This window comes from Nocardia sp. NBC_01499, from assembly GCF_045040275.1.
In the GTDB taxonomy this organism is placed as follows: domain Bacteria; phylum Actinomycetota; class Actinomycetes; order Mycobacteriales; family Mycobacteriaceae; genus Nocardia.
Map to the genome: position 1 here is coordinate 3,120,000 of NZ_CP109426.1, position 26,821 is coordinate 3,146,820.

Annotated in this window: 26 protein-coding genes; 13 read left to right on the top strand and 13 right to left on the bottom strand. The window is 65.3% G+C overall.

The window, feature by feature from the left end; translation table 11 throughout:
- Window positions 1-49: 49 nt before the first annotated feature.
- The gene (locus OG203_RS14355) at window positions 50-508 is read right to left on the bottom strand and encodes a hypothetical protein (RefSeq protein WP_405166141.1); all 459 of its coding nucleotides are present in this window, start codon (window positions 506-508) and stop codon (window positions 50-52) included.
- A gap of 79 nt (window positions 509-587) precedes the next feature.
- Window positions 588-1,802, bottom strand: coding sequence for a hypothetical protein (locus OG203_RS14360; RefSeq protein ID WP_405166142.1), 1,215 nt, complete (start codon window positions 1,800-1,802; stop codon window positions 588-590).
- 91 nt (window positions 1,803-1,893) lie between these two features.
- Here OG203_RS14360 and OG203_RS14365 point away from each other — a divergent pair, with 91 nt between their 5' ends.
- A complete protein-coding gene (locus OG203_RS14365) occupies window positions 1,894-2,628 on the top strand; it encodes a glycosyltransferase (protein WP_405166143.1) in 735 nt (244 codons plus the stop codon).
- 52 nt (window positions 2,629-2,680) lie between these two features.
- Window positions 2,681-3,163, top strand: a complete 483-nt coding sequence (locus OG203_RS14370; protein WP_405166144.1) for an NUDIX domain-containing protein — start codon at window positions 2,681-2,683, stop codon at window positions 3,161-3,163.
- Window positions 3,164-3,217: 54 nt separating this feature from the next.
- Here the strand turns inward: OG203_RS14370 and OG203_RS14375 are convergent, their stop codons facing one another.
- A complete protein-coding gene (locus tag OG203_RS14375) occupies window positions 3,218-4,426 on the bottom strand; it encodes an IS110 family transposase (RefSeq protein ID WP_405166145.1) in 1,209 nt (402 codons plus the stop codon).
- 389 nt (window positions 4,427-4,815) lie between these two features.
- Window positions 4,816-5,214: a hypothetical protein gene (locus tag OG203_RS14380; protein ID WP_405166146.1), complete on the bottom strand. Its 399-nt coding sequence runs from the start codon at window positions 5,212-5,214 to the stop codon at window positions 4,816-4,818.
- A 406-nt stretch (window positions 5,215-5,620) separates the two neighbouring features.
- Between OG203_RS14380 and nrdF the strand changes: the two genes are divergently transcribed.
- The 5 genes from nrdF to OG203_RS14405 all read left to right on the top strand — a co-directional run bounded on the left by nrdF (window position 5,621) and on the right by OG203_RS14405 (window position 9,731).
- A complete protein-coding gene (nrdF, locus tag OG203_RS14385; RefSeq protein ID WP_218470757.1) occupies window positions 5,621-6,583 on the top strand; it encodes a class 1b ribonucleoside-diphosphate reductase subunit beta in 963 nt (320 codons plus the stop codon).
- A gap of 134 nt (window positions 6,584-6,717) precedes the next feature.
- Window positions 6,718-7,092, top strand: a complete 375-nt coding sequence (locus OG203_RS14390) for a MerR family transcriptional regulator (protein WP_405166147.1) — start codon at window positions 6,718-6,720, stop codon at window positions 7,090-7,092.
- A gap of 73 nt (window positions 7,093-7,165) precedes the next feature.
- On the top strand, window positions 7,166-8,017 hold the full coding sequence (locus OG203_RS14395) for a TIGR03619 family F420-dependent LLM class oxidoreductase (protein ID WP_405166148.1): 852 nt from the start codon (window positions 7,166-7,168) through the stop codon (window positions 8,015-8,017).
- A gap of 632 nt (window positions 8,018-8,649) precedes the next feature.
- Complete coding sequence (locus OG203_RS14400; RefSeq protein ID WP_405166149.1) at window positions 8,650-9,528, top strand: DUF5753 domain-containing protein; 879 nt, start codon at window positions 8,650-8,652, stop codon at window positions 9,526-9,528.
- On the top strand, window positions 9,525-9,731 hold the full coding sequence (locus tag OG203_RS14405) for a DUF397 domain-containing protein (RefSeq protein WP_405166150.1): 207 nt from the start codon (window positions 9,525-9,527) through the stop codon (window positions 9,729-9,731). The genes OG203_RS14400 and OG203_RS14405 overlap by 4 nt, the downstream gene beginning before the upstream one ends.
- Window positions 9,732-9,872: 141 nt before the next feature.
- Here the strand turns inward: OG203_RS14405 and OG203_RS14410 are convergent, their stop codons facing one another.
- A complete protein-coding gene (locus OG203_RS14410; protein ID WP_405166151.1) occupies window positions 9,873-11,081 on the bottom strand; it encodes a cytochrome P450 in 1,209 nt (402 codons plus the stop codon).
- 216 nt (window positions 11,082-11,297) lie between these two features.
- On the opposite strand from OG203_RS14410, the gene OG203_RS14415 reads away from it, so the two are divergent.
- Window positions 11,298-11,999 carry a helix-turn-helix domain-containing protein gene (locus tag OG203_RS14415; RefSeq protein WP_405166152.1) on the top strand — a complete coding sequence of 234 codons (702 nt, stop codon included), beginning with the start codon at window positions 11,298-11,300 and terminating at the stop codon, window positions 11,997-11,999.
- Window positions 12,000-12,064: 65 nt separating this feature from the next.
- Here OG203_RS14415 and mraY read toward each other — a convergent pair whose 3' ends face one another.
- Window positions 12,065-13,138: a phospho-N-acetylmuramoyl-pentapeptide-transferase gene (gene mraY / locus OG203_RS14420; RefSeq protein ID WP_405166153.1), complete on the bottom strand. Its 1,074-nt coding sequence runs from the start codon at window positions 13,136-13,138 to the stop codon at window positions 12,065-12,067.
- A gap of 250 nt (window positions 13,139-13,388) precedes the next feature.
- Entirely contained in the window at window positions 13,389-14,384 is a 996-nt protein-coding gene (locus tag OG203_RS14425; RefSeq protein ID WP_405166154.1) for a zinc-binding dehydrogenase, read from the bottom strand.
- 150 nt (window positions 14,385-14,534) lie between these two features.
- On the opposite strand from OG203_RS14425, the gene OG203_RS14430 reads away from it, so the two are divergent.
- Complete coding sequence (locus OG203_RS14430) at window positions 14,535-15,299, top strand: AraC family transcriptional regulator (protein WP_405166155.1); 765 nt, start codon at window positions 14,535-14,537, stop codon at window positions 15,297-15,299.
- On the opposite strand, the gene mgtE is transcribed toward OG203_RS14430, so the two are convergent.
- From mgtE to OG203_RS14445, 3 genes are all read right to left on the bottom strand, one after another.
- Window positions 15,263-16,627, bottom strand: coding sequence for a magnesium transporter (gene mgtE / locus OG203_RS14435; protein WP_405166156.1), 1,365 nt, complete (start codon window positions 16,625-16,627; stop codon window positions 15,263-15,265). The two genes, OG203_RS14430 and mgtE, sit on opposite strands and share 37 nt — an antisense overlap.
- A 280-nt stretch (window positions 16,628-16,907) precedes the next feature.
- Window positions 16,908-17,423, bottom strand: coding sequence for a hypothetical protein (locus OG203_RS14440; RefSeq protein ID WP_405166157.1), 516 nt, complete (start codon window positions 17,421-17,423; stop codon window positions 16,908-16,910).
- Window positions 17,424-17,474: 51 nt separating this feature from the next.
- Entirely contained in the window at window positions 17,475-18,065 is a 591-nt protein-coding gene (locus OG203_RS14445) for a DJ-1/PfpI family protein (RefSeq protein WP_405166158.1), read from the bottom strand.
- A gap of 319 nt (window positions 18,066-18,384) precedes the next feature.
- Between OG203_RS14445 and OG203_RS14450 the strand changes: the two genes are divergently transcribed.
- The 4 genes from OG203_RS14450 (at window position 18,385) to sthA (ending at window position 23,217) form a co-directional block, all read left to right on the top strand.
- Window positions 18,385-19,785 (top strand): glycosyltransferase, encoded by a 1,401-nt coding sequence (locus tag OG203_RS14450; protein WP_405166159.1) that lies wholly within the window; start codon window positions 18,385-18,387, stop codon window positions 19,783-19,785.
- Window positions 19,786-19,851: 66 nt separating this feature from the next.
- The gene (locus OG203_RS14455) at window positions 19,852-20,583 is read left to right on the top strand and encodes a class I SAM-dependent DNA methyltransferase (protein WP_405166160.1); all 732 of its coding nucleotides are present in this window, start codon (window positions 19,852-19,854) and stop codon (window positions 20,581-20,583) included.
- 123 nt (window positions 20,584-20,706) lie between these two features.
- Window positions 20,707-21,699 carry an LLM class F420-dependent oxidoreductase gene (locus OG203_RS14460; protein ID WP_405166161.1) on the top strand — a complete coding sequence of 331 codons (993 nt, stop codon included), beginning with the start codon at window positions 20,707-20,709 and terminating at the stop codon, window positions 21,697-21,699.
- A 117-nt stretch (window positions 21,700-21,816) separates the two neighbouring features.
- Window positions 21,817-23,217, top strand: coding sequence for a Si-specific NAD(P)(+) transhydrogenase (gene sthA, locus OG203_RS14465; RefSeq protein ID WP_405166162.1), 1,401 nt, complete (start codon window positions 21,817-21,819; stop codon window positions 23,215-23,217).
- A gap of 50 nt (window positions 23,218-23,267) precedes the next feature.
- Here the strand turns inward: sthA and OG203_RS14470 are convergent, their stop codons facing one another.
- The 3 genes from OG203_RS14470 to nrdE all read right to left on the bottom strand — a co-directional run bounded on the left by OG203_RS14470 (window position 23,268) and on the right by nrdE (window position 26,814).
- Window positions 23,268-24,137, bottom strand: a complete 870-nt coding sequence (locus tag OG203_RS14470; protein ID WP_405166163.1) for a sigma-70 family RNA polymerase sigma factor — start codon at window positions 24,135-24,137, stop codon at window positions 23,268-23,270.
- On the bottom strand, window positions 24,130-24,528 hold the full coding sequence (locus OG203_RS14475; RefSeq protein WP_405166164.1) for a VOC family protein: 399 nt from the start codon (window positions 24,526-24,528) through the stop codon (window positions 24,130-24,132). The genes OG203_RS14470 and OG203_RS14475 overlap by 8 nt, the downstream gene beginning before the upstream one ends.
- Before the next feature lie 180 nt (window positions 24,529-24,708).
- Entirely contained in the window at window positions 24,709-26,814 is a 2,106-nt protein-coding gene (gene nrdE, locus OG203_RS14480; protein WP_405167876.1) for a class 1b ribonucleoside-diphosphate reductase subunit alpha, read from the bottom strand.
- Between the last annotated feature and the right edge of the window lie 7 nt (window positions 26,815-26,821).

The window sequence follows — 26,821 nt, forward strand, 5'->3', positions numbered from 1 at the left end:
TGGCCGCGCAGGCGGCGCTACTCGGTCACCACGCTTGGCCGACATACTTTCATTCCCCCATTGGTTCGGTCACCGGACCGAAGTCGTTATCCACGGGCCCGGACAGCTGCTCGGCAAGGACGGGATCGGCATAGATCGCGGCAGTACTTCGCCATTCCACGATCGTCTGGGCAAGGACCGACCACTGCCCGAGTTCGGCCGAAGCCTGGAAAGCACGGGCGAAGTCCTTCACGAAACGCGCCTGGGCCTCCGTCGGGAGCACATCCACCCAGGGGAACTCGTCCAGTAGCGCTCGCGCCGCGATATCGACCGGCAAGTGGACCAACACGTTGCGCAGCGCCCTTGCTGCCGTGATCGAGCCTTCGGACGTCTCCTGGGCGCGGTCTTCCCGAATCAGTAAGAGCGGCGCGCCGTCACGACGCCGCACCCGGACATCGCCCTGATCGGCCAGCTTGGCGACCGCTTTGGGGTCGCGCTGTAGCTCGCTCCACTGCACTTCAGTAACCATGGCTCCATTCTGAACTTTTTCAGAAGTCTTGCCAAGTCTTTAGACGGCACGCCGCTGACCGGCGCTACTCGCGGGCAGGCTAGTCGGTGTGTTCGCCGGATAGGCGGCGGGCGATGAGCCAGCTGCCGCCGACTATGAGGAGGGCGAAGAGGAGGAGGCCTGCGCCTAGGAGGGTGACTATCCAGAGTCGTTCGGAGAGGTGGAGGTTGCCGTTGAGGGAGACGTTCAGGGAGCCTACGGCGAAGGCGATGATGGCGGCGAAGACGGAGACTACTTCTACGGTGCGCAGCATCGAGTTGCGGACGGTGTCGGCCATTCCGGCGATGGTGTGCTCGTGGTGTTGGACGCGTTCTCGGTCGGCGGCGGCGCGGTGAGCTTCGGTGCGGCCGTTGAGGATTGCTTCGCGTTTGGTGAGGTATTGGCCCTGCAGTAGTTCGTGGCTGACTCGCCAGCCGATCGCTGGCAGCAGGCGTAGAGCGGCGTCGATGCTGTCGAGGGCGGCGTCATAGGCGGCGCACAGGTACTGGCCGGTGGCCAGTCGGTAGTGGAAGATGTGGTTTTCGGGGTACGCCGCGACAGCTTCCGCGGCGTGGGTGCGCAGCAGTTCGCCCTGTGCGTCGAACGGTACGCCGACGGCGAGTCCGTTGAGTGCGACGTCGATTGTCGCGTGCGTGCGGTCGGGTGCGTGCCATGCGCGGTCGAACAGGCTGCGCGCGTATTCCTCGGTGATGCGGCGGCTACCGAATGCAGCGAAGGCCTGTAGGGCGATGAAAAGCGGTGCCGCACGGTGGGTTCCGGCCGCCATCGACAGCGGCGACGACTCCAGGAACTGATGCAGTTCGTCGAATTGGAAGTTCGCGGCAAGCTTGTCGGCGTGATACAGGGTGGCGAAATAGGCTCGGCTGCAGTCACGATCGTCGTTGGCGACGATATCGCGGGTCGCGTCGGCGACCTCGTCCAGCGACTCCACCGAGCTGCGGGTGATGAATGCGTAACCGAGCGCCCACTTTTCGCGTATCGCGTCGCGGCAACCCGCCGCGACATGCTCGCGCAACCACCCCGCGCATTCGACGGCGATGTGCAGGGTCGGCTCGTCGGTCAGCCGGTGATTCCAGTACCGGTCGGCGCAGATGAAGTACGGATCGCCGCCGAAATCCGTTGAGCGGATCTCGAACTGCGGTTCCACCCCTTCATCGATATAGCGCCGCGCGTACCGATCACAATCGCGATCCAACTGCCGCGAACCCGACGCCGCCAGCGCCGCGAGTGCCTGTTCGACCACTTCGTGATCCATCCGTGCCCCTGCCTCCCGACGACCACCGAACGCCCGAGCTCACTGCCTACCACATCCGAACCATGATCGTCACGATGGCACACTGCTCGCTATGCGGGTAGAGGTCGTCACAGCGGTGCACGCCGAGTACGCCCGCTACCTGCCGTCGGCATGGCGATCGCTGCGCGCGCAAACGCATCCGGACTGGACCTGGCTGGTACAGGTCGACGGCGATGCCGCGGCGGTACGCGCGGCACTGATCGAATGCGGCGCCGCGGACGACCCGCGGACGCGCCTGGCGTTCAACGGCACTCGCGAGGGACCGGCGGTCACCCGCAATGTCGCGCTCGGTCGCGCCACCGCGACCCTGATCCAAAACCTCGACGCCGACGACGAACTCGAACCAACGGCCCTGGCCGTACTCACCACCGCGCTGCGGCAGCACCCGACCGCCGGTTTCACCGTCGGACTGGCCGGTGACCTGCTGAATTCCGGTGAGCTGATGGATGTTCCGCTCCCCTTCGAAGCCGGTCTACTCGCCCGCGGCGCAGTGGTCGACGCCTGGGTGACCGACCCGGATCACTATCGCCTACCGGTACATCCCGCCGGTGTGCTGTGGCACCGCGACCTACTCCTCGCCACCGGCGGGTGGGCCGCCATGCGCGGCATGGAGGACACCGGCCTGCTCATGTCCGCGTCCGCCCTGGCACCCTGCGTAGCCCTCGACACCCGCACTCTGCGCTATCGCCGCCACCGCAACCAGCGCTCTACCCAAACGTCGCTTTTCACAGGGGGGTGTCCCTATGGTTTTCGTCAATTCGGCCGGGATGGATCGCGCGTCCGGTAGGGCCCGGTCTGCGATTGAGCGTGAGATGAGCTGCGGCGCATAGTGTGTGCCGATGGACTCCGAGACCGCTGAACACATTGCCTCGCTGCCTCGTAAGCGGATGGGGGCCGGTGCGTTATTCGTCGATGAGGTCGACCGGGTGATGTTGGTCGAACCGACGTATAAGGACTACTGGGAGCTGCCGGGTGGCGTGGTGGAGGCCGATGAGTCGCCCTATGCCGCGGCTGTCCGGGAGGTCGGTGAGGAGTTGGGCCTGACGGTGGCCCTGGGGCGACTGTTGGTGGTGGATTGGGTTCCGTCTGGTCTCTATCCCGGTGACGGGGTGATGTTTGTCTATGACGGTGGAGCGTTGAGTGCTGAGCACACGGCGGCGATAAACCTTCAGGCGGAAGAGCTTCGAAGCTGGGCGTGGTGCGATGATGCCGAGGTCGCAAAGCGACTCCCGGATGTGTTGGCTCGACGGACGGTGGCAGCGCGTCGCGCTCGTTCTGAGGGTGTGATGGCATATCTGGAGGATGGATTCGCTGTCAGGTGACATCGACAGCCTGCAACGCCGTGACGCCTCCCGTGGTGCGGTCTTGTCGACCGGTTAAGCCTGGGCGGCCTCCGGGATGCGATAGGGCTGTTTGGTTTTCAGCATGGCGTAGAGGACGTCGCAGCGGCGCCGCGCCAGGCAGATGAGGGCGGCGTTGTGTTTCTTGCCTTCGTCACGTTTCCGCGTGTAGTAGGCGCGGCTGGCCGGGTCGTGTAGGGCGGCGAATGCGGACAAGAACAAGGCGCGTTTGAGTTTGTGGTTGCCGGATCGGGCGGGGTGCTCGCCGCGGATCGAGCTGCCGGAGCGGTGGGTTACCGGGGCGATGCCCGCGTAGGAGGCGAGGTGGCCGGCCGAGGCGAAGGCCGTGCCGTCGCCGACTTCGAGCAGGATGCGGGCTCCGGTCCTGACGCCGACGCCGGGCATCGAGGTCAGGACCTTGGCAAGAGGGTGATCATCGAGCATCCTCTCAATATCCTCGGCGACGCTCTTGCGTTGCAACAGAACAGTTTTCAGAGAATCGGCGAGTTTCGGCAGCACGATCTCGGCGGCATTCGAGCCGGGAACAGTCACCGTCTGCGCGGGCAACGCGGCCAAGATCTCCTCGACCAGCCGCGCGCCCATGCGTGGGGCGTGTTTGGTCGCGATCGTGGTCAGTTTGCGTCTGCCCGCCGCTTTGATTCCTTGTGGCCCGCCGCAACGAGACAGGATTTCCAGGACTGCTGGATGCGAGATGCGCGGTCCCAGAACGCGTTCGAGTGCTGGGTGGATGCTGGTCAGCAGGCCGCGGATGCGGTTGCTGGTGCGTGTCGCCTCGCCTGCGAGGTCGTCGTCGAAGCCGACCAGGACCCCGAGTTCGGTGAGAGTTTCGTCGCCGGTGTCGACGCGGCGCAGTGTGTGGGGCATGGTTCGGGCCGCGTCGGCGATGATGTAGGCGTCGCGGGCGTCGGTTTTGGCTTGTCCTGGATAGAGATCGGCGATGCGCCGCATCGACAGCCCGGGCAGGTAGGCGACGTCGTGGCCGCAGGCGCGAGCGACGCTGACCGGCAGGGCGCCGATGGTGTTGGGCTGGTCGACCACGATCAATAGCGGGCCGCGGGCGGCGAGCTGGTCGAAGACAGCTCGTAGCCGTGCTTCGTCGTTGGGCAGTGCCTTGTCGAACAGCCGCTTGCCGCCGGTGTCGATACCGACGGCGTGGTGTTCGCCTTTTCCCACGTCTATGCCGCAGAACACGGCATACGCCTGTGCCACTTCGCATTTCCTCATCGCGTCGAAACCCGGTCGGTCGCCGATCCAGCGTCAACGCCCGGCACCCACGTTACGAAGAGACCTACGAGCAGCCCTGTCCCCATCAGCGGTCCGTCGACGCCACCAGGAACCCGGCGACACCACCCCCCGGATCATGCGAACGACAGGGGGAAGAAGTCATACCGGGCCTGGCGACCGTGGCCCCGTGTCAGGGCCACGAAGAAGGTAACGGGGGGATCAGATTTCGATGATTCTCCAGCGCGCCGCGAGACTTCGCGCGGGGCCGGGATGGATCCCCACCGTTGAGTGGCTCCTGGCCGAGCAGAGGTCTCCATAATGTGCCATCCACCAGCACGACTCGGCCCCGGCACCCCCAAAGGGTCACCGGGGCCGAGGAATTCGCGCGACTACTGGACCGAGAACTGGCGGGCCAGCGCCCAGATCACCAGGACATCGATGGCGATGATCACCAGCGCCCAGAAGGGGTAGATCGGCGCGAACAGGAAGTTGTCCAGGATGCTGATCGAGGCCATCACGATGCCAGCGAGGTAACCCCAGGTCTTTCCGGTGACGATGCCGAAACCGGCGATCAGGATGAGCACGGCGATCACCAGATGGACCCAGCCCCACGCCGAGACGTCGATGAGGAACACCTGATCCTCGTGCACCACGAAGATGTCGCGACCCGCGATGGCGGCAATGGCGGTCAGCAGGTGCAGCACACCGGTGATGAGGATCAGGACGCCCGCGAAGATGGTCATGTCATTGAGCACCGGGCCGGTCCGGACAGGTCCGGGACTAGTCATAACACACACTCCTTCCGAAACGCGTGAGACATCTTTCGGCCCAACGTAGCCTCTGATCAGGCAAAACCGGCGCAGGTCGGCGGGCGGGTCACCGGGACGCGCGGCCCGCCGGTTCGGGTCGGGCAAACGTGCCGCGCGCCGAGCAGGCAGTGGTGCGAGCACGCGGTGGTCCGCAGGCAAACAATGAGCGATCTCGCGCGGCGCGCCAGCACCGATGTGGCTGTTCGCGCGATCGTGGCGCAGAATGGGGGCCGCACGCGATGGCTCCCGGCGTTTCTCGCCTCGGTGACACGCATCGCTGCGACACAAGGTGTTGTGCTGCACGGACTTGTCACCCCCAAGGAGTAGTGTCCCGGGGAGAGAAGATCCGTCACGGCAGCGGGCTCGGGAAAGGTGTGGAGGCAGGATGAAACTGATCGATCGGGTATCGGCCATCAACTGGAATCGGGTGCCCGACGAGAAGGATGCCGAGGTCTGGGACCGGCTGACCGGCAACTTCTGGCTGCCCGAGAAGGTTCCGGTGTCCAACGACATCCCCTCGTGGGGCACGTTGACCCCTGATGAGAAGCAGCTGACCATGCGGGTCTTCACCGGCCTCACGCTGCTGGACACCATCCAGGGCACCGTCGGCGCGGTGAGCCTGATCCCGGACGCGCTGACCCCGCACGAGGAGGCGGTGTACACCAACATCGCGTTCATGGAGTCGGTGCACGCCAAGAGCTACAGCTCGATCTTCTCCACGCTGTGCTCAACCAGGGAGATCGACGACGCGTTCCGCTGGTCGGAGGAGAACCGTAACCTGCAGCGCAAGGCCGAGATCGTGCTGGACTACTACAACGGCGACGATCCGCTCAAGCGCAAGGTGGCCTCGACGCTGCTGGAGAGCTTCCTCTTCTACTCCGGCTTCTACCTGCCGATGTACTGGTCCTCGCGGGCCAAGCTCACCAACACCGCTGACCTGATCCGGCTGATCATTCGCGACGAGGCCGTGCACGGCTACTACATCGGCTACAAGTACCAGAAGGGTCTGGAGCTGGTCAGCCAGGCCGAGCGCGACGAGCTGAAGAACTACACCTTCGAGCTGCTGTTCGAGCTGTACGACAACGAGGTCGAATACACCCAGGACCTCTACGACGAGGTCGGCCTCACCGAGGACGTCAAGAAATTCCTGCGCTACAACGCGAACAAGGCGCTGATGAATCTCGGCTACGAGGGGCTGTTCCCGAAGGACGAGACCGAGGTGAATCCGGCCATCCTGTCGGCGCTTTCCCCGAACGCGGACGAGAACCACGACTTCTTCTCGGGCTCGGGTTCGAGCTACGTCATCGGCAAGGCCGTGAACACCGAAGACGAAGACTGGGAGTTCTGAGCGACACACCCGGTTGAGACGGCGGCGGATTCTTCCGTCGCCGTTTCGCGTCTGGGGATGGCGTGCGGCGGCGCTTGCGTTGACACCGGCGACAACGTTTAGCGTGGCCGTGACGGTCGCTCGGAGGAGGTCGGATGCTGATCGGTGAGCTGGCGCAACAGGCCGGAACGAGTACCCGCACCCTGCGGTACTACGAGCAGCACGGGCTGGTGCGGGCGCGCCGCTCCACCAACGGGTATCGCGTGTACGACGCGACGGAGCTGCCGGTGGTGCTGAAGATTCGGACGCTGCTCGAGGCCGGTTTCGACCTCGACGACATCCGGCCCTTCGTCAGCTGCCTGCGCGATGGGAACAGCTCCGGTGACGTCTGCCCGGATTCGGTCGCGGTGCTGCGGCGCAAGCTCGACGAGGTGGACGACGCGCTGGTCCGGTTGACCGCGCTGCGTGCCCAACTCCGGCACCGGCTCGACGGCGCCGAGCAGCATTCGCCTGCTTGCGAATTCGCGTAATCACCTGTCCGGCAACTGGTCTCGGTAGGCCGGTTGTGCGATCGTCGCTGCCTACGTGACCCGAGGAACACCGATGAAGTTCGCGATCAGTTACAGCACACCGCATTACGGAACAGACCCCGATCGGATCATCGCCTTCGCGCAGCACGCGGAAGCCTGCGGATTCGAGGGGCTGTATCTTCCCGATCACATCGCGCTGTATCCGGGTGCGAAGGTCGGCGACTTCGAGATGCCGACCACCCTGCCCTATCCCGACCCGCTCGACTGCCTCAGTTTCGTCGCCGCGGCCACCGAGCGAATCCTGCTCGGCACGGGCGTGCTGCTACTGCCGTACCGCCACCCGGTGATTCTGGCCAAACGCCTCGCGACCATCGATGTGCTGTCTCGCGGTCGCATGCGACTGCTGACCGTCGGGCTCGGCACAATGCCCGGCGAAGCCGCCGCGACCGGCGTCGATTTCGCCACCCGTGGCCGCAGAGCCGACGAAGCCATCGACGTACTGCGCCTACTGTGGTCCGGCGGCGCCGACGGCATCAGCTTCGACGGCGAGTTCTTCGCCTTCGACTCCCTGGTCAGCTTCCCGAAACCCCTTGGCGTCCCCCACCTTCCGATCCATATCGGCGGCTCCAGCCGCGCCGCCGCTCGCCGAGCCGGTCGACGGGGCAACGGCTACTTCCCCGGCGGCATGCTCAGCCCCAACGAACGCGCCAGCCAACTCGACCTCGCCAAGTCCGAAGCCGTTGCCGCAGGCCGCGATCCGGAAGCATTGCAGTACACCCGCTGGGGATCGATCGACATGCCGTCCGAACGCGTCGAAGGGCTCGCCGCCGAAGGGGTAACCCGAATCGTCATCGGCAGCACCGACCCCGACACCCAACTCGACGAAATGTCGCGCTTCGCCGAACGATTCGACCTCGGTAGGTGACGTACCGATCCGGCCGCCATCTCGCATCGGACGTCCGCTAGCACCGAACTGCCGTACTCGACCCCGGCACTCCCCTCGAGTGTCGGGGCCGAGCGGTCTCCCGCTCGGGTTCCCCTCCGAACTACCCCTCGCCATAGGCTTTCCGGAGGATGCTCAACACCTCCGCGCTGTCCGCGGTGAGCCCGCCGACATCGAACCGGACCGCACCGACTGCTAGCTCCAGCGATCGCAATCGCTCATCGAATCTTCGTGCTCGGTCCGCGAGCGCCGATAGTCCGAACTCTATGTGGGACTCGCGATTCTCCATGGCATCCAGCTGGCATTTCATATCTTTGCACACTGGCCAAAGCTCTTTTCCGGCATGGGATTTCCATTCTGGACTGTTCCTGTTGCGCTCTCGCGCTGGGCAATTCGGCAATTCTTCGAACCTCCATTAGGGTCTGCTGGTTGTATGAACCCGGAAGCCGATCGGTTCGGTTTTCCAGGCACACAAGCATTGCAACACCGCAGCCAAACGATCGGAACCCTTCCGGGACTGAACTCGCCAGCATTTCTGGAAGGTTCCACAGTTGCTGCCACATGTGGGTTCCAAAATGGACCTGCCTCGTTAGCTACCCTTCGGAGATGCAACCATGACGACTGGTTCGACCCTTCCCCGCAGGCTACTGGCCCGCGAGCTCCGCCGAGCCCGCGAAGCGGCGAGTGTGAGCTTGGAAGCTGCGCGGAGCGAGATCGGTGTCAGTAAACAAACATTCTGGCGCATGGAGAACGGGATCCCGATCAGGTTAAACGCACTATTCGTAAAACGGTTATGCGAAATATACGAAGTATCGACAGAGCTGACGCAGGTGCTGCTGACACTCACCGAAGAGACAAAGGCGAAAGGATGGTGGCATGCGTTCGACGACGCGATACCACAGAGCTTTGGGCTGTTCGTCGGGCTGGAAGACGCTGCGCACCGCGCGATTTCGTATCAGACAACGTTCCTGCCTGGAATGTTGCAGACCACCGAGTACCGCCGTGCGATGCTTTGGGTCGAGCACCCGAACAAGCCGACATCAGACGTAGAGACGACGATCAATGTCGCCGCACAACGACAGGCTCGACTCACCAGTGAAGCCAATCCCATGACGCTGGACGTGTTCATCGACGAATCGGCGCTGCGCCGCACGACCGGCAACACCGGAGTGATGTCCGACCAGTTGACACATCTCGCCAATATCGCACAACTACCGACTGTTTCAGTGCGCGTCGTACCAACTTCGACAGGCACTTATCAGGCTCTGACGGTGGGCACATTCGTGCTACTCGAGTTCCCACCACACCCGACCGCGTACCTGACCGAGCCACCGGTGGTCTACGTCCAGGGATTTACCGGCGATCTATATTTGGAGCGCCCAGAGGAGGTTGCCGCGTATCGTATGGTTTGCACAGATCTCAAGCGTCTGGCATTGGGTGAGGCCGACAGCCGCGCTCTCATCCTCAACATTGCAGAGGAGTTCGCCGCATGAACATCGACACAACTAATGCACGATGGTTCAAGAGCACGCGCAGCACTGCTACGAAAGATTGTGTGGAGGTAGCGCATCTCGACGACGGCATGGTCGGGATGCGCGACTCCAAGAACCCCACCGGTCCAGCGCTGGTCTTCACCCCCGGCGCATGGGACACCTTCACCGCTGGTGTCGTAGACGGCGAATTCAACCGCCCGTGATACCTACCGACGCCTCGGCATCCATCCCAGAAGTACTGCTGGACAAGTGATCACGGGGAACTGGTGGCGGCATCGGCCGAGAGACCACCGCCACCAGTTCCCCATGATCGACTGACCAACAGGTGACCACCGGGGATTGTGCTACCAGGTGACGGGGAGTTGTTGGACGCCGTGGACGCCGATGCCGTCGGGGCGCATGCGGATGCCGTCCGGGGGTACGGCTAGTCGTAGGGTGGGGAATCGGGTTAGTAAGGCGGGCAGGGTGGTTCGCAATTCGATGCGGGCCAGCTGCTGGCCGAGACATTGGTGGACGCCGTGTCCGAAACCCAGGTGTCCCAGTGCGTTACGGCACAGGTCGAGGGTGTTCGGGTGGTCGAATTCGGCCGGATCTCGATTGGCGGCCTGTAGTGAAAGGGCCACCGTTTCACCGGCTTTGATCAGCTGACCGGCCAGTTCGACATCCGCCAATGCGGAACGCGTCATGGTGTGGACGACGGAGAGATAGCGCATCAGTTCATCGACCGCCCGATCGGGGTCGGCGCGCAGCGCCGTCAACTGTTCCGGGTGGGTCAGCAGCGCGAAAGTGCTGAGTGCCACCATGTTCGCGGTGGTCTCGAAGCCGCCGATCAGCAGCAGTACACCCACTCCGGCGAGTTCGGCGTCCGCGAGATCGGTGTCGGTCAGATCGCTGAGCAGGTCGTCGGTCGGTTCGGTTCGTTTGGCGGCGACCAGGTCCCGCATGTATTCCTGAGCTTCCTCGAAAGCGATGAGGCACTGCTCGAGACGCTCCTCCGGCGGCAGGTCCAGGTCGTTCAGCGTGGCGACCAGGCTGGTGACCAGGCGCTGGAACCGATCGCGGTCGGGTTCGGGCACACCGAGCAGTGCACAGATCATCAGCGCCGGAACGGGATAGGCGAACGAGGTCAGCAGATCCACCGGACCACCGGCTCGTGCCATGGCGTCGAGGTGGTCCGTGCTGATCCGTGCCACCCGCTCGGTGAGCAGCCGCATCCGTCGAACGGTGAACTTGCCGGACAACAGCTTTCGATAACGGGTGTGCTCGGGTGCGTCGAGGGAAAGGAAGTCGCCGGGCGGCGCCGGGGGCATCGGGCCGAGATCCGCCAGCGCGGAGTGGAGAAGCTCGGATCGCGCGCTGAACCGAGGATCGGCCAGGATGGCGCGCACCGTGGCATGCCCGGTCGCCAGCCAGCCGTGGTGCCCGTCCGGAAATACCATGCGGGTCAACGGGTTTCGCTCACGAATCCGCGCGAGTTCGACGGGCGGATCGAAGGGGCAACCCGCGGGACGGGTGGTAGGCAACGCGACGACGGTGGTCAGCGGTTCGGTCATCGGATTCCTCACTGGCGCACAAGTTTCAGTATCGACCGAACGCTAGGTTGCGTTCAAGGATTGCTCAACAGAGATGGCTCAGCAATTCACAATCCCCGCAGGTATATTCGATTTCATCCGTGCAATGACCTTGCCATCGAACGCACACACCGGACACCCGGCATGCAATGAGATGCCACTGAACGCATACCGCACGGGGAACCAGAAGGAGGACCGATGCCGGGCGGCAGGCTCACCCTGCACGAGCGGGAATGCATCGCCGCCGGACTGGCGGATGGGCTGGGATACACCCAGATCGCACGCCAGCTCGAGCGGCCCGCCTCGACGATCAGCCGCGAGGTGACCCGCAACGGCGGACCCGGTCGTTATCGCGCCGACCGCGCCCATCGGGCCACCGCGGCACGGGCCCGACGAAGCAAAGCGGCGGCGGCACCGCACTCGGACGCAACGGGATTCACGATCGACAACGACGCGGTGCGCGATTTCGCGGCACACTTCGCCGAGTTGCTCGTCTACGACGGCATGCCACGGATGCAGGCTCGGATAATGACCTGTCTGCATCTCACCGATTCCGGCAGTCTCACCGCCGCCGAATTGGTGCGCCAGCTCGACGTGAGCCCGGCCTCGGTCTCCACCGCCGTCGGCGCGCTGGCGAAACGGGATCTCCTTCGCCGGGAACGTGATTCGCGACGCGAGCGATACTGCATCGACGACGACACCTGGTACCGCACCACGCTGAACCTCGCCCGCGCCGCCGACGTCAAGGCCGAGACCGCCCGCCGCGGGGCCGAACTCCTCGGTGTGACAACGCCAGCGGGCGCCAGGCTGGACGGGATAGGCCGATACCTCGACTACCTCGGCCAGCAGATGGCCCAGGTCGTCGAACGCTGGCACCGCTCATGCGCGAGCGAACAATAGGCACAGCCGAGCACGCGCTCGTGCCGGAGCCGAGCGCTAGCGAGGCGCAGGCATGAACGCGGTGGTCAACCGATCGCGGCGAGGTATTCACCGTAGAAGAGCATCAGGCCGACCGCGGAGGCGATTCCCGCCAGCAACCAGAACCGGATGATGACGGTGGTTTCGGCCCACTTGCTGAGTTCGAAGTGGTGATGGAAGGGCGCCATCTTGAACAGTCGGTTGCGGGTGGTGCGGAAGACGACGATTTGCAGCAGCACCGAGAGGATCTCGGCGAAGAAGAGTGCGCCGACCACCGCGGTGAGCAACTCGGTGCGGGTGGTGATCGACAGACCCGCGAGCAGTCCGCCGAGCGCCAGCGAACCGGTATCGCCCATGAAGATTTTGGCCGGTGCGGCGTTCCACCAGAGGAATCCGACGCAGGCACCCGTGCCAGCGGCACAGACCAGTGCCAGGTCGAGTGGGTCGCGGACGTTGTAGCACCCGGCGCCCGGCGTGGTCGCGCAGGCGTTGGTGTACTGCCAGAAGGTGATGATCACGTAGGCGCCGAGCGCGAAGCTCATCGATCCGGCGGCGAGACCATCGAGGCCGTCGGTGATGTTCACCGCGTTGGACCAGGCCACCACGAGGAAACTGACGACGAGCAGGAACCCGACCACTCCGAACGAAATGGTTTCCACGTCCCGGACATAGGACATGTGCCGACTGCCTGGCGTCAGACCGCTGGCGGGGTAGCGCAGCGCGAGGATGCCGAAGACCACCGCGGCGGCGAGCTGGCCGACGTACTTGCCGGTCGCGGTCAACCCGAGGTTGCGCTGCTTGCGGATCTTGATGAAGTCGTCGAGGAAACCGACAACGCCCAGCGCCGTCGCCAAACCGAGCACGAGCAGCCCCGAGACGGATATCCCCTCCGCGTCATGCCGGATTCCGATCAGGTGCGCCCCGAGATATCCCGCCCACATGCCGACCAGGATCGCGATGCCGCCCATGGTCGGTGTGCCGCGCTTGGCCTGATGGCTGGCCGGTCCGTCGGCCCGGATCTCCTGCCCGACCTTTCGCCTGGTGAACAGCTTGATCAGCAATGGTGTCAAGGTGATGGACACCGCTAGCGCGATCATCGCCGAGAACAAAATCTGTCTCATTCGCCCCTCATGCGGCCGTCATCGGTCAGTCGAGTCATTCAAACATCAACGCACGGACTCCTTTTCACCGCCCAACCGCGTGGGAGCACCGGGAGCCCAGTGGTGTGTCCGACCTGATCACACATGCCACGCACGTATAACTGCATACAGCGGAGGTAATGCGGCGTGACAAGTGGCCGAATCGTGACCGCAGGGAGCCGACGCGCACGAAGTCGTCAGCGAATACGTGCGCGCCGGGAGCTGCGGGCGGTTAGGGGATGACGACCAGCTTGCCGGTGGCTTGGTTGTCTTCCATGTGGCGGTGGGCCGCGACGATGTCGTCCAGGCCGAAGACTCGGTCGACGTTGGGGCGGTAGACACCGGCCTCGACCTGGTCGACGATGCGTTGCAACACGGCCTTGCCCGCGCTGCCCTTCATAGTGTCGCTGTGGAAAGCGGTGAGCTTGGTCCCGGACGGAATCTTTGCGATCGGTTCGAAGTCCGGAATCAGCCACCCGCTGAGCGAGCCCGAAACGCACACCGTTCCGCCACGACGGACCAGGTGCAGCGAGTCCACCGCCGTGCTCGACCCGACGAGATCCAGCACATAGTCCGGGCCCTCGGGCCAGATCGCGTGCACCTGCTCCGTCAGCGATGCGCCGTCGTCGACGAGTGCGTGGTCGACGCCTGCCATCGTCAACGCGTCGATCTTGTCTGGCCGCCGAGTGGTGGCCGCGATCTCGACACCGTTGCCGGACGCGATCGATGCGGCGGCCATTCCCACCGACGAGGTCCCGCCGCGGATCAGCAAACGTCCATGCACGACTCCTAACGCGTCCAACGCACCCTGCGCGGTCAAGTACGTTTCGGGCAGCGCGGCCACAACGTCCCAGGGCAACGTGGTAGTGATCGGCATCAGCAGCGAATTCGGCAACAACGCGTACTCCGCATAGCCGCCGTCGAAGTCCCGGCCCATCTCACCCATCACCGCCGCGACCGTCGTCCCCTCCGGCAACAGTGGATCGGTCGAGGCCGCCACGATTCCCACGCATTCGATCCCGAGTACCCGAGGGAATGCCACGTTCGGCGAATGTCCCTGCCGGGTGCGCAGTTCCGACCGGTTCAGGCCCGTGCCCCGCACCTGCACCAGGCTCCAGCCCGCTCGAACCGCCGGAACCGGCAGCTCGCGGATCTCCAGCACCTCCGGACCGCCCGCTCGCACACAGACCGCAGCTCGCATTGTCGTCCCCATCTCGTAATCGCCCATGCCTTCACTATCGCCAGCGCGCGGGGTGGCCTGCCACCGCTAGAATGCCAATTCATGCTCGTTGGCCGCCAACCTCCCGCACCGGGTCCGATATCGCGGATATGGCCGTCCGGCGGCGCGCATCTGTGGTCGTCGGGGGAAACGAGCTCAATGCATGCCCATCCACGGGGACACCTGGTGTACGCGGCACGCGGCGTCCTGTCGGTGCACACCGAACATCGCACGTCTATCGTTCCGGCGAATCGAATCGCTTGGACCCCAGCCGGATTCACGCACTACCACCGCGCACACGGCAACACCGATATGCGGATCGTGTTCCTACCGGCATCCCTGGCCCGGCTGGTACCGGATCATCCCGCCGTGTTCACGGCCTCCGACCTCGCCCGCGAAATCCTGCTCAGCCTCACCGGCCCACGCAACTACGACCGCGCCGCGACCAACTACGACCGCGCCGCACGCACTCGCCTCCGTCGGGTCCTCGTCGATGAGCTCCACGCAGCACACGAGCAACCACTGCAGCTGCCGGAACCACGCGACGACCGGCTACAAGCCATCGCCCAGATCCTGTACGAGGAACCCGCGAACAACACCTCGCTGGCCGAACTAGGCCGGACGATCGGCGCAAGCGCCCGCACCCTCAGCCGACTGTTCCACCACGAACTCGGCATGACCTTCTACGAGTGGCGCACCCAGCTACGCATCCATCACGCACTGGTTCTGCTCGCCGACGGTCACGACACCATCCGCGTCGCCCACGCCTGCGGCTGGGCGAATCCGAGCAGCTTCATCGCCGCCTTCACCACCATCATCGGCACCACCCCGGGCCGCTACCGCACGACCCGTGATTCGGAATCACTTGCGCCGGAGGGTAGTTCGGCTCAGATGCCGAGCACCAGCTTGGCGGTGGTGAAGTAGATGATCAGCCCGGTGGCGTCCACCAGGGTGGTGACCATGGGCGCGGAAACCACCGCGGGGTCGATCCGCAGCTTCTTGGCGAGCAGCGGCATCGTGCCGCCGATGGTGGCGGCCCAGCCGCAGATCAGCACGAGCGTGATGCCGACGACCACCGCGACGCGCGGGCCGACGAACAGCCCGCCGATCACCAATCCCGCTGCGGCGAGCATGGATCCGAGCACCAGGCCGACGCGGCATTCGCGCCAGATCACCTTGAACAGGTCGGTGACCCGCACCTCGCCGACGGCCAGCGCACGCACGCAGGAGGTGGCGGCCTGGGCGCCCGCGTTGCCGCCCGCGCCGATGAGCAGCGGTATGAACAGCGCCAGATGCGCGGCCTGCTGCAGCGTGCCCTCGAACATGTCGGTGACGCTGACCGTGAGCGTCGCGGCGAACAGCAACAGCAGCAACCACATCGCGCGATAGCGGGCCAGCTGGAACACGCCCGCGGCCATGTAGTGGCCCTCCCACGGCGCCGAGCCCGCCTGCCGTGCCACGTCCTCGCTGTCGGCGGCCTCGATGACCTCGACGGCGTCGTCGATGGTGAGCAGGCCGACGAGCCGATTCTCGCTGTCGACGACGGGCATGTTGATGTCGTTGGTCTCGCGCATCAGCCTGGCCGCCTTCTCGGCGGAGTCGGTGGCGCGGGCGCAGGCCGGTTCGGTGACGACGAGTTCGGCGATCATCGCGTCCGGCTTGCTGAGCACCAGTTCGCGCAGTTCGACGATGCCGGTCAGCCGTCGGCCCGCGTCGACGACGGGCAGCGTGTAGACGGTTTCGGCGGTGGCGCCCTTGGCCCGCACCATGGTCAGCGCCTCGGCGACGGTCAGGTTCTGCGGCAGCGCGACGACCTCGGGGGTCATGTACTGACCCGCCGATCCCTCCGGGTAGCCGAGCAGCGCGGCGGTCATCCGCCGCTCGCGGGGGCTCAGCCCGGCGAGCACCTTCTTGGCGACCTTCGCCGGCGCCTCACGCAGCATCCTGGCCCGGTCGTCGGGCGCCATGCCCTCGATCAGGTCGCGGAAGCTCTGGTCCCGCAGGCCCTGCAGGATCTGCTGCTGGTCGACCGGCTCGAGTTCTTCGAAGACGGCCAGCGCCAGGTCCTTGTCGAGCAACCGGAACGCCATCCCGGCCTGGACGGCGTCCATCCGGGCGAGCTGGTCGGCGATGACGTGCGGCGGGTGATTGTCGAGCCAGGCAAGCGCGGCGTCGACACGGTGGCTGTCGGCGATGTCCTGCAGTGATTCGGACAGCGTCGGACGTACTTCGATGACATCGGTCTGCGACATGAGGTGTCCTCAGCAATATGCGTGAGTGAATGGGGAGCGCGAGAATTCACACCGCGGGCGCCCGGCCCCACTGTCGCTAACTACTCAGGAGTGCGAAGGGGCGGCGCCGCGCGGCCTTCGACTGGGAGGTTCGCTGCGCATGGCAACCCCACCTCCTTCTCGTCGCTGCCGCAGACGTGACACGTCCGCACCATCAGTGAAACGTTGATCGGATGCGAAAGCATCCCTGTGCAGGATACAGGCATTTCGGTGAAGTTTTCACCACGAACGATCTTGCTGGTCAGTCGACCATGGCAGCGACGGCGGACTCCGCGTCGATCCAGGTCGGCACGTGGTGCACCCAGTCGGGCACCGGTTCCGATTGCGCGCCGAACAGGTACAGGTGCGGCACCTGGCCGCGCAGCGCGTGGTGCACGTCGATCCGGTCGTCGATCATGTGCGTGATGCCGAGGTCGGCGCAGTGCCCCGCCTTGTCCGCGCGCTGGCGGCAGAAGCGCAGGTTCTCGCGTTGGATGCCGGTGCGGTCGTAGAAGTCGTGGTGGTCGAGCCATTGCCGGGTGCGCTGTTCGATCCGTGGCCCGCACTTGGAGATCACCCATGCCCGGCCCCCGAAGAGCTGGACCAGCCGGGGCAGCACGTCGAAGGCGTTGGGGCTCGGCGGAGTTCGCAGGGCCTCGTCCAGTCCGCCGGAGAGGAAGACCGTGTCCTCGTCGCCGGGTAGCAGGGCCGCCCCTGGATGACTCGGCCGAAATCGACGCCGAGTCGTGGTTGTCCATCTGTATTCATTTGCGTCCAAGCATGACTCGGGCAGCGGTGCCGTGGCGAGCGAATTCGTTCGGGCGCAGGATCAGACCGGCGGCATCGGGTCGTACTGGATGAGGCTGCGGATCTCCTTGGCGCGCTCGGCGCTGGCGAGCCGCCGCACCAGGTGCAGTGCCATGTCGATGCCGGCGGAGACACCCGAGGAGGTGATGATGTCGCCGTCGTCGACGTAGCGGTCCTCGGTGCGGACCTCGATGGTCGGGTCGAGTTCGGCAAGCCGATCCAGCGACTTCCAGTGCGTGGTCGCCGGCCGGCCGGACAGCAGGCCCGCCGCCGCGAGGACCAGCGAACCGGTGCACACGCTGGTGATCAGCGGGGTCGTCTCGGGTTGTGCGCGCGTCCACGACAGCATCGCCTCGTCGTCGACCATCGGCCGGGTGCCCTTGCCGCCCGGGAAGATCAGCACGTCCCGGCGCGGGGCGGTGGCGAAGGAGTACTCCGCCTCGATCGTCATGCCTTTCGCGCATTTGATCGGGCCGCCGTCCATCGAGAACGTGAATGCCGTGTAGCCGTCGTCGGGGTAGTACTGCGTCCAGAAGGCGAGGACCTCCCACGGGCCGACGGCGTCGAGTTCTTCGACTCCGGGGAACAGCAGCAGGCCGATGGTGTTCGTCATACTTCGTCCTCTCGCCCGGCGGGTGCCATATCGACGGTAGCGGTTCGTCTCGATCGGTCAGGTGACGTCCTCGGCGAGCCGGTATCCACTCGAGAGTCAGCTAACTATTTGCCACAAGCGACTGGCGAGCTCACGACATTCTCATACCTCAAGTTTGTTTCTTCGACATGCACCGTATCGGCCACCATGACGTTACGGATGGAAACCGCTGCCATATCGCATAATACGAGGGTATCCGTGTACGGCAATCTATTTAACTGGTCTATAACGTATCGCCAGTACGGGTGACGTGATGGTTAGCTACAAGTTAGCCTGTGTCATGACGAAAATACTGGCATTCACCTCACCGGCACAAGGACACCTGTATCCAGTCGCGCCGGTCTTGGCGGAGCTGGTATCGCGCGGCCACGACGTGACCGTGCTGACGTTGCCCGGCAGCGAAGAGGCACTGGAGACGTTCGGCATCACTGCCCGCGAGCTCCCGCCCGAGTTGGCACGCGACACTCTGTACGACTGGGCAACCACCTCGCGGATCGCGGCCTTGCGCGCGGCCCTTCGCTCGCTCGTCGGCCGCATCCCGGACGAGATCCAGGCGCTGCGCAGCGCGATCATCGCCGAGCGGCCGGACGCCCTGCTGATCGACGTCAGCGCGCCGGGCGCGCAGATCCTCGCCGCGGCCAGTGGATTGCCGTGGGCGTCCTGGGCGCCGATGTTGCTGCCGCTCCCCTCGCGCGACGCGCCGCCCTTCGGCCCGGGGCTGAGACCGCGCGCCGACCTGCTCGGCCGCGTCCGCGACAACAGCCTGCAGTGGTTCCTCAATCGCCGATGGAACGAGGTACTGCCGCAGCTCAATCACATGCGCCAGTACTACGGGCTCGACCCGCTGGACAACACCGTTGACTACCTGCGGCAGCCACCGCTGATGCTCAACTTCACCGCGGCGCCGTTCGACGATGTGCGCACCGACTGGCCGCTGACGGTGCACCAGATCGGTCCCGGCCTGTGGGCGCCCGACGCCGAGCCGCCCGCCTGGCTCGACGAGATCGATCGGCCGCTCGCGCTGGTGACCTGTTCGACCCAGTTCCAGGACGACGGCAGACTCGCCCAGGCCGCCATGGACGCGCTGGCCGACAGCGGGCTGTACACGGTGGTCACCGCAGGCGCCATCGACGCCGGCACCTTCACGGTCGCGCCGAACGCGCGGGTCGAGCAGTTCGTGCCACACCATCTCCTCCTCGACCGTGCCGCCGTCGTCGTCTCGCACGGCGGCATGGGAATCACCCAAAAGGCCTTGGCCGCAGGCGTTCCCGTGTGTGTGGTGCCATTCGGGCGGAGCCAGTCCGAGGTCGCGCGGCGCGTGGTCGGCAACGAGGCGGGCAGCTGGGTGTCCGCGAAACGGCTCACCGCCGCAACTCTTCGCGCCGGTATCGACAAGGCGGTGGCCTGCCGTGCGGGCGCGGCCAGCGTAGCCGCCGGGTTCACGGCGGCAGGCGGCACGCTGCGCGGCGCCGAACTGCTGGAACGCCATTTCGCCGGACACCCGACCGCGCACGGAGCCTGGACCGGTGCCACGCCGGTACACAGCACACACCCCTACCCGACGAACGAGGTCGCACCGGAAATCACCCCCGGCGAGCCGGACCCAATCGTCCTCCCGCCCAACGATTCTCCCCCCACCGACGACCGCTATTGGACAACCTGGCAACGCCGCGACCGCTGACCCCTTCGGCCGCGTCCGCGTGAAAACCATGTGCGCCGTGCGTGTTTGGCGCGATACCGTCCGGTGATGGACGACCACTTCGGCGAGCGGGTAGCGGCCCAATACGACGAGTCGTACGCGGAATTGTTCGAGCCGGACGTCGTCGGACCGATGGTCGATCTGCTCGTGCGGCTCGCCGACGGCGGCCGAGCACTGGAACTCGGTATCGGCACCGGGCGCATCGCCTTACCGCTGGCGCGCCGCGGCGTCCCGGTGCACGGCATCGACCTGTCACCCGCCATGGTCACCCGGCTGCGCGCGAAACCCGGCGGTGCCGCGATCGGCGTGACGATCGGCGACTTCGCGACGACCAGGGTCGACGGCCCGTTCTCCGTCGCCTACCTGGTCTTCAACACCATCATGAACCTGACGACGCAAGCCGAGCAGGTCGCGTGTTTCGCCAACGCCGCCGCCCACCTCGAACCAGACGGCTGCTTCGTCATCGAGGTCGGCGTCCCCGATCTGCGCAGCCTGCCACCCGGCCAGACCATGGTCCCGTTCCACGACGGCCCGACTCGCTGGGCATTCGACCGCTACGATATCGCCACCCAGCAGATGAGCTCGAACTACCTCGAGATCGTCGACGGCACAGGCGAATACCGATCGATTCCCTTCCGCTACGTGTGGCCTGCCGAGCTCGATCTGATGGCCAAGCTCGCCGGGCTACGGCTGCGCGACCGCTGGGGTGGCTGGCTGCGCGAGCCCTTCACCAACGAGAGCCGCAAGCACGTCTCTGTCTGGGAGAAACCCGTTGGTTGATCGGGTGCGGGGTTAGACGCAGTGGGCGTTGAGCCTCGCCCGGCCGGCGCTGCCACCACGCCTCGATCAGCCGAGCACGGGACGATTGAGTAGGTTTGGGGCAAACATACGAAGGAGAAATCTGTGCGCTTCGGCATCTTCATTCCGCAGGGCTGGCGACTCGACCTGGTCGGCATCGACCCGGCGGACCAGTGGCGGGTGATGCGGGATCTCGCGCAACGCGCGGATGCCAATGACACCTGGGAGTCCGTCTGGGTGTACGACCACTTCCACACCGTTCCGGAGCCGACCGAGGAGGCGACGCACGAGGCGTGGACCCTCATGTCGGCGTTCGCGGCGTCCACCTCGCGGGTCAGGCTCGGGCAGATGTGCACCGCGATGAGCTACCGCAATCCGGCCTACCTGGCGAAGGTCGCGGCCACCGTCGACCTGATCTCGGGCGGCCGGGTCGAGATGGGCATCGGCGGCGGTTGGTACGAACACGAGTGGCGCGCTTACGGTTACGGCTTCCCCGGCGCTGGCGAGCGACTCGCCAGGCTGGACGAGGGCGTGCAGATCTTCCGTCAGGCGTGGACAACGGGTAAGGCAACCCTGGACGGCAAGCACTATCAGGTCGACGGCGCCATCGTGCGGCCACTTCCGTTGCAGGACGGCGGGATTCCGCTGTGGATCGCGGGCGGCGGCGAGAAGAAGACGCTGCGGATCGCGGCGAAGTACGCGCAGTACACCAACTTCAGCGGCGCACCGGACGAATTCGCGGCGAAGTCCGAGATCCTGCGCGCCCACTGTGCCGACGTCGGCACCGATTTCGACGCCATCGTGCGCTCCTCGAACTTCAACGTGGTGATCGCGTCCACCGAAGCCGAAGTCGAGGAACGCCTTTCGGCGGTGCAGGCCAAACTGGCCTCGGTGATCGGCGACGGCCAAGCCAAGACCTTCGTCGACAACATGTTCCGTCCGTCCTTCGCGGTTGGCACCCCCGAGCAGGTCATCGAACGCCTGACCGCCATCCGTGACCTCGGCCTCGGCTACGCCATCTTCAACTTCCCCGAGGCCGCCTACGACACGTCCGGGATCGAACTCTTCGAGCGCGAAGTAGCCCCCGCCCTCGCCTGAGTATCCGACCGCGATCGGCAAGCACGGGGGACTGGCGTCACCACCAGTCCCCCGTGTTCGCTCGACCGGTTACCCGAAGTGACCGTGGATTTCATATTCCACTGTCAGACTTGGCGCATGTACGACTTCGACGTGCTGGTTCTCGGGTCAGGTCCCGGCGGCCAGAAGGCGGCGATCGCCACCGCGAAACTGGGCAAACTGGCCGCGGTGGTGGAGCGGCGCGACATGGTCGGCGGGGTGTGCATCAATACCGGCACCATCCCGTCCAAGACGCTGCGCGAGGCCGTGCTCTACCTGACCGGCCTGAGCCAGCGCGAGATGTACGGCCAGAGCTACCGGGTCAAGGACGACATCACCGTCGCCGACCTGCTCTCCCGCGCACAGCACGTGATCGGCCGCGAGGTCGATGTGGTCCGCAATCAGCTCTCCCGCAACCGGGTCGCCCTGCTGCCCGGTCTCGGCGCCTTCGTCGATGAACACACCATCGAGGTGATCGACGGCACCGGTCAGGAGGCCAAGGTGACCGCGGCGAACATCGTGATCGCCACCGGCACCCAGCCCGCCCGGCCGGACACGGTGGACTTCGACGGCAAGACCATCATCGACTCCGACGACATCCTGGATTTGGAGCGGGTGCCGCAGTCGATGATCGTGGTCGGCGCCGGCGTGATCGGCATCGAATACGCCTCGATGTTCGCCGCGCTCGGCTGCAAGGTGACCGTGGTGGAATCGCGGGAGCGGATGCTGGACTTCTGCGATATCGAAGTGGTCGAGGCGCTCAAATACCACCTGCGTGACCTCGCGGTCACTTTCCGCTTCCAGGAGACGGTCACCGCAGTCGAGCGGCACCCGCGCGGGGCACTCGCCATCATGGCCAGCGGCAAGAAGATTCCGGCCGAGGTGGTCATGTACTCGGCGGGCAGGCAGGGCATGACCGCCGGCCTGCGGCTGGAGAAGGCCGGACTCAGCGCGGACAAGCGCGGCCGGATCCAGGTGGACGAGTTCTTCCGCACCGAGGTGCCGCACATCTACGCGGTCGGCGACGTGATCGGGTTCCCCGCGCTGGCCGCGACCTCGATGGAGCAGGGACGCCTTGCCGCGCATCACGCGTGCGGCGAACCGGTGCAGGCGCTTTCGGCGTTGCAGCCGATCGGCATCTACACGATCCCGGAGATCAGCTTCATCGGCAAGACCGAGGACGAGCTGACCGCGGCGCGAATTCCGTTCGAGGTCGGCGTTTCCCGGTATCGCGAGCTGGCCAGGGGTCAGATCATCGGCGATTCCTACGGCGTGCTCAAGCTATTGGTCTCATGCGAGAACAGGTCGCTGCTCGGTGTGCACGTATTCGGCACCGGCGCAACCGAACTGGTACACATCGGCCAGGCCGTGATGGGCTGCGGCGGCACGGTGGACTACCTGGTCGACGCGGTGTTCAACTATCCGACGCTGGCCGAGTCCTACAAGGTCGCCGCGTTGGACGCGATGAACAAGATCCGCCAGATCGAGCGAATGGACTGATCGCGAAAACCTCGATGCGGCTGTCGCACTGAGGTTTTCGCGCAGTCGATTTACGCAGGGTCCGGCAGGTGTGTCGCGGCGAGTTTCGCGGGGTCGGTGACGATGGCGATGGCGGTGATCCGGTCGCCGACGACGGTGAACGAGATGAGCGAGAGTATCGATCCGTCCTCGCGCCAGGAGACATAGCCGGGCAGGCCGTTGACGAGCACCGCCCGCTGCTGCGCGACCGCGCCGGCGAACAGTTGCGCGCCCGCGGCGACTTCGGTGGCGCCGAGGCGGACGATCACGCCGCCGGGAGTGTCGACCGTCAGCTTCACTTCCGGGTCGAGCGCGCGCAGCAACCCCGCGAAATCGCCGCCGAACGCTGCCGCGCGGAACGCTTCGACCACCTCTCGCCGCGCCCGGCCCGCGACTGCCGGGCGCTCGGTCGATTGCACCTTTCGGCGGGCGCGGCTGGCGATCATCTTGGTGGCGTCGGCGGATTTGCCGAGGATCTGGCCGATCTCGTGGAACGGCACCGCGAACATGTCGTGCAGGACGAAGGCAAGCCGCTCGCTCGGCCCGAGCGAGTCGAGCACGACAAGCAGCGCGAGGCCGACCGAGTCGGCGAGTGCCACGTGCTCGGCGGGCTCGGGTTCGTCTTCGGCGGTCACCATGAGCTCCGGCAGGCCGTCGTAGGGCGCCTCGTGGTGGGTCTGGCGGGATCGAAGGACATCCAGGCTGATCCGGCCGACCACCGTGGTCAGCCACCCGGCCAGGTTCTCGATGGCCGCCGCGTCCTGGCGAGCGAGCCGCAGCCAGGCTTCCTGCACCACGTCCTCGGCGTCGGCATGCGATCCGAGCACGCGGTAGGCGACCGCGCGCAGCCGATCGCGCTGGGCCTCGAACGCCTGCGCCACCAGGTCCGGGCGGTCAGCCATCGGTACGGCGCGGTTGGCGGAACGAGATCCGGTTGCCGTCCGGATCCAGCGTCTCGGCACGGACGCCGAACGGATAGACCTGCGGTTCGGGCTGCGTGAATGTCACGCCTCGTTGCCGAAGCACCTCGAAATCCTTTCGCAGATCATCGGATTCGAGAACGAGCAGACCCGGAGCCACACCCTGGCGCGCCCCGACCGGCTGCCCCGCGGACGGCGCGTGCGACCACAGGATGATCTGGACCGGACGGCCGGGAAAGCCGACGGTGAGGAAGCGTCCATCGGGCCCCCTGTAATCGATCTGCTTCTCCAGGCCGAGCGCTTCGGTATAGAACGTCAACGCGCGGTCTTGATCCGTGACGTAGATCGTCGCGAACATAACGTTTGTCAGCACCAGTGTTCTCCACTCCATTGTCGCCTCAGGCGTATTCGGTCGTCGCCTATATGACGGGTGCCGACCGGAGAAGGTAACCGAGGGAGAGTTCGACCGCCGCCGATCGTCAGCATGAAACGCGAAAACCTCAGTACCGCAACGGCACTGAGGTTTTCGCGGACGATCGGTAGGCGGTGACGCCTACAGCATGCAGGACACGCAGCCCTCGACTTCGGTTCCCTCCAAGGCCATTTGGCGCAGGCGGATGTAGTAGAGGGTTTTGATGCCCTTGCGCCAGGCGTAGATCTGGGCCCGGTTGAGGTCGCGGGTGGAGGCGGTGTCCTTGAAGAACAGCGTCAGGGACAGGCCCTGGTCTACGTGCTGGGTGGCGGCCGCGTAGGTGTCGATGATCTTCTCGTAGCCGATTTCGTAGGCGTCGTCGTAGTACTCGAGGTTGTCGTTGTCGAGGTAGGGGGCCGGGTAGTAGACGCGGCCGATCTTGCCTTCCTTGCGGATCTCGATCTTCGACGCCACCGGGTGGATGGAGCTGGTGGAGTGGTTGATGTAGGAGATCGAGCCGGTCGGCGGGACGGCCTGCAGGTTCTGGTTGTAGATGCCGTGCTCCATGACCGAGGCCTTGAGCTCGTGCCAGTCGTCCTGGGTCGGGATACGTACCCCGGCGTCGGCGAACAGCCGCGCCACCCGTTCGGTCTTCGGCTCCCACGCCTGCTCGGTGTACTTGTCGAAGTACTCGCCGCTGGCGTACTTGGACTCGGGGAAGCCACCGAAGTAGCTGCCGCGCTCCTTCGCGATCAGGTTCGACGCCCGAATCGCGTGGTAGACAACGGTATAGAAGTAGATGTTGGTGAAGTCGATGCCCTCTTCCGACCCGTAGTGCACCCGCTCACGAGCGAGGTACCCGTGCAGGTTCATCTGGCCGAGGCCGATCGCGTGCGACTCGTTGTTGCCCTGCTCGATCGACGGCACCGAGTAGATGTGCGTCTGATCGGAGACCGCGGTGAGCGCGCGGATGGACGTCTCGATGGTCTGCGCGAAGTCGGGTGAGTCCATCGCCTTGGCGATGTTGAGCGACCCGAGGTTGCACGAGATGTCCTTGCCGACCTTGGCGTAGGACAGGTCGTCGTTGAAGATCGACGGCGTCGACACCTGCAGGATCTCCGAGCACAGGTTCGAGTGGGTGATCTTGCCAGCGATCGGGTTCGCCCGGTTCACCGTGTCCTCGAACATGATGTACGGGTAGCCGGATTCGAACTGCAGCTCGGCGATGGTCTGGAAGAACTCGCGGGCCTTGATCTTCGACTTGCGGATGCGCTTGTCGTCGACCATCTCGTAGTACTTCTCGGTGACATTGATGTCGGCGAACGGCACGCCGTAGATGCGTTCCACGTCGTACGGCGAGAACAGGTACATGTCCTCGTTCTTCTTCGCGAGCTCGAAGGTGATGTCGGGGATCACCACGCCGAGCGAGAGGGTCTTGATGCGGATCTTCTCGTCCGCGTTCTCCCGCTTGGTGTCAAGGAAGCGGTAGATGTCGGGGTGGTGCGCGTGCAGGTACACCGCGCCGGCGCCCTGTCGCGCGCCGAGCTGGTTGGCGTAGGAGAACGAGTCCTCGAGCAGCTTCATGATCGGGATGACGCCCGAGCTCTGGTTCTCGATCTGCTTGATCGGCGCGCCGTGCTCGCGAATGTTGGTGAGCAGCAGCGCGACACCGCCGCCGCGTTTGGACAGCTGCAGCGCGGAGTTGATGGAACGCCCGATGGACTCCATGTTGTCCTCGATGCGGAGCAGGAAGCAGGACACGGGCTCGCCGCGCTGCTTCTTACCCGAGTTGAGGAAGGTCGGGGTGGCGGGTTGGAAGCGGCCGTCGATGATCTCGTCGACCAGTTTGCCCGCGAGCACCTCGTCACCGGCGGCGAGGGTGAGCGCGACCATGCAGACGCGGTCCTCGAAGCGCTCCAGGTAGCGCTTGCCGTCGAAGGTCTTGAGCGTGTACGAGGTGTAGTACTTGAACGCGCCGAGGAAGGTGGGGAACCGGAACTTCTTGGCGTACGCCTGCTGGAACAGCTGCTTGATGAACGGGCGGCTGTACTGGTTCAGCACCTCCGGCTCGTAGTACTTCTCGTCGACCAGGTAGTCCAGCTTCTCGTCCAGGTTGTGGAAGAAGACGGTGTTCTGGTTGACGTGCTGCAGGAAGTACTGGTGCGCGGCCTCGCGGTCCTTGTCGAACTGGATCTCGCCGTTCGGGCCGTACAGGTTCAGCATCGCGTTGAGGGCGTGGTAGTCCATGACCTCG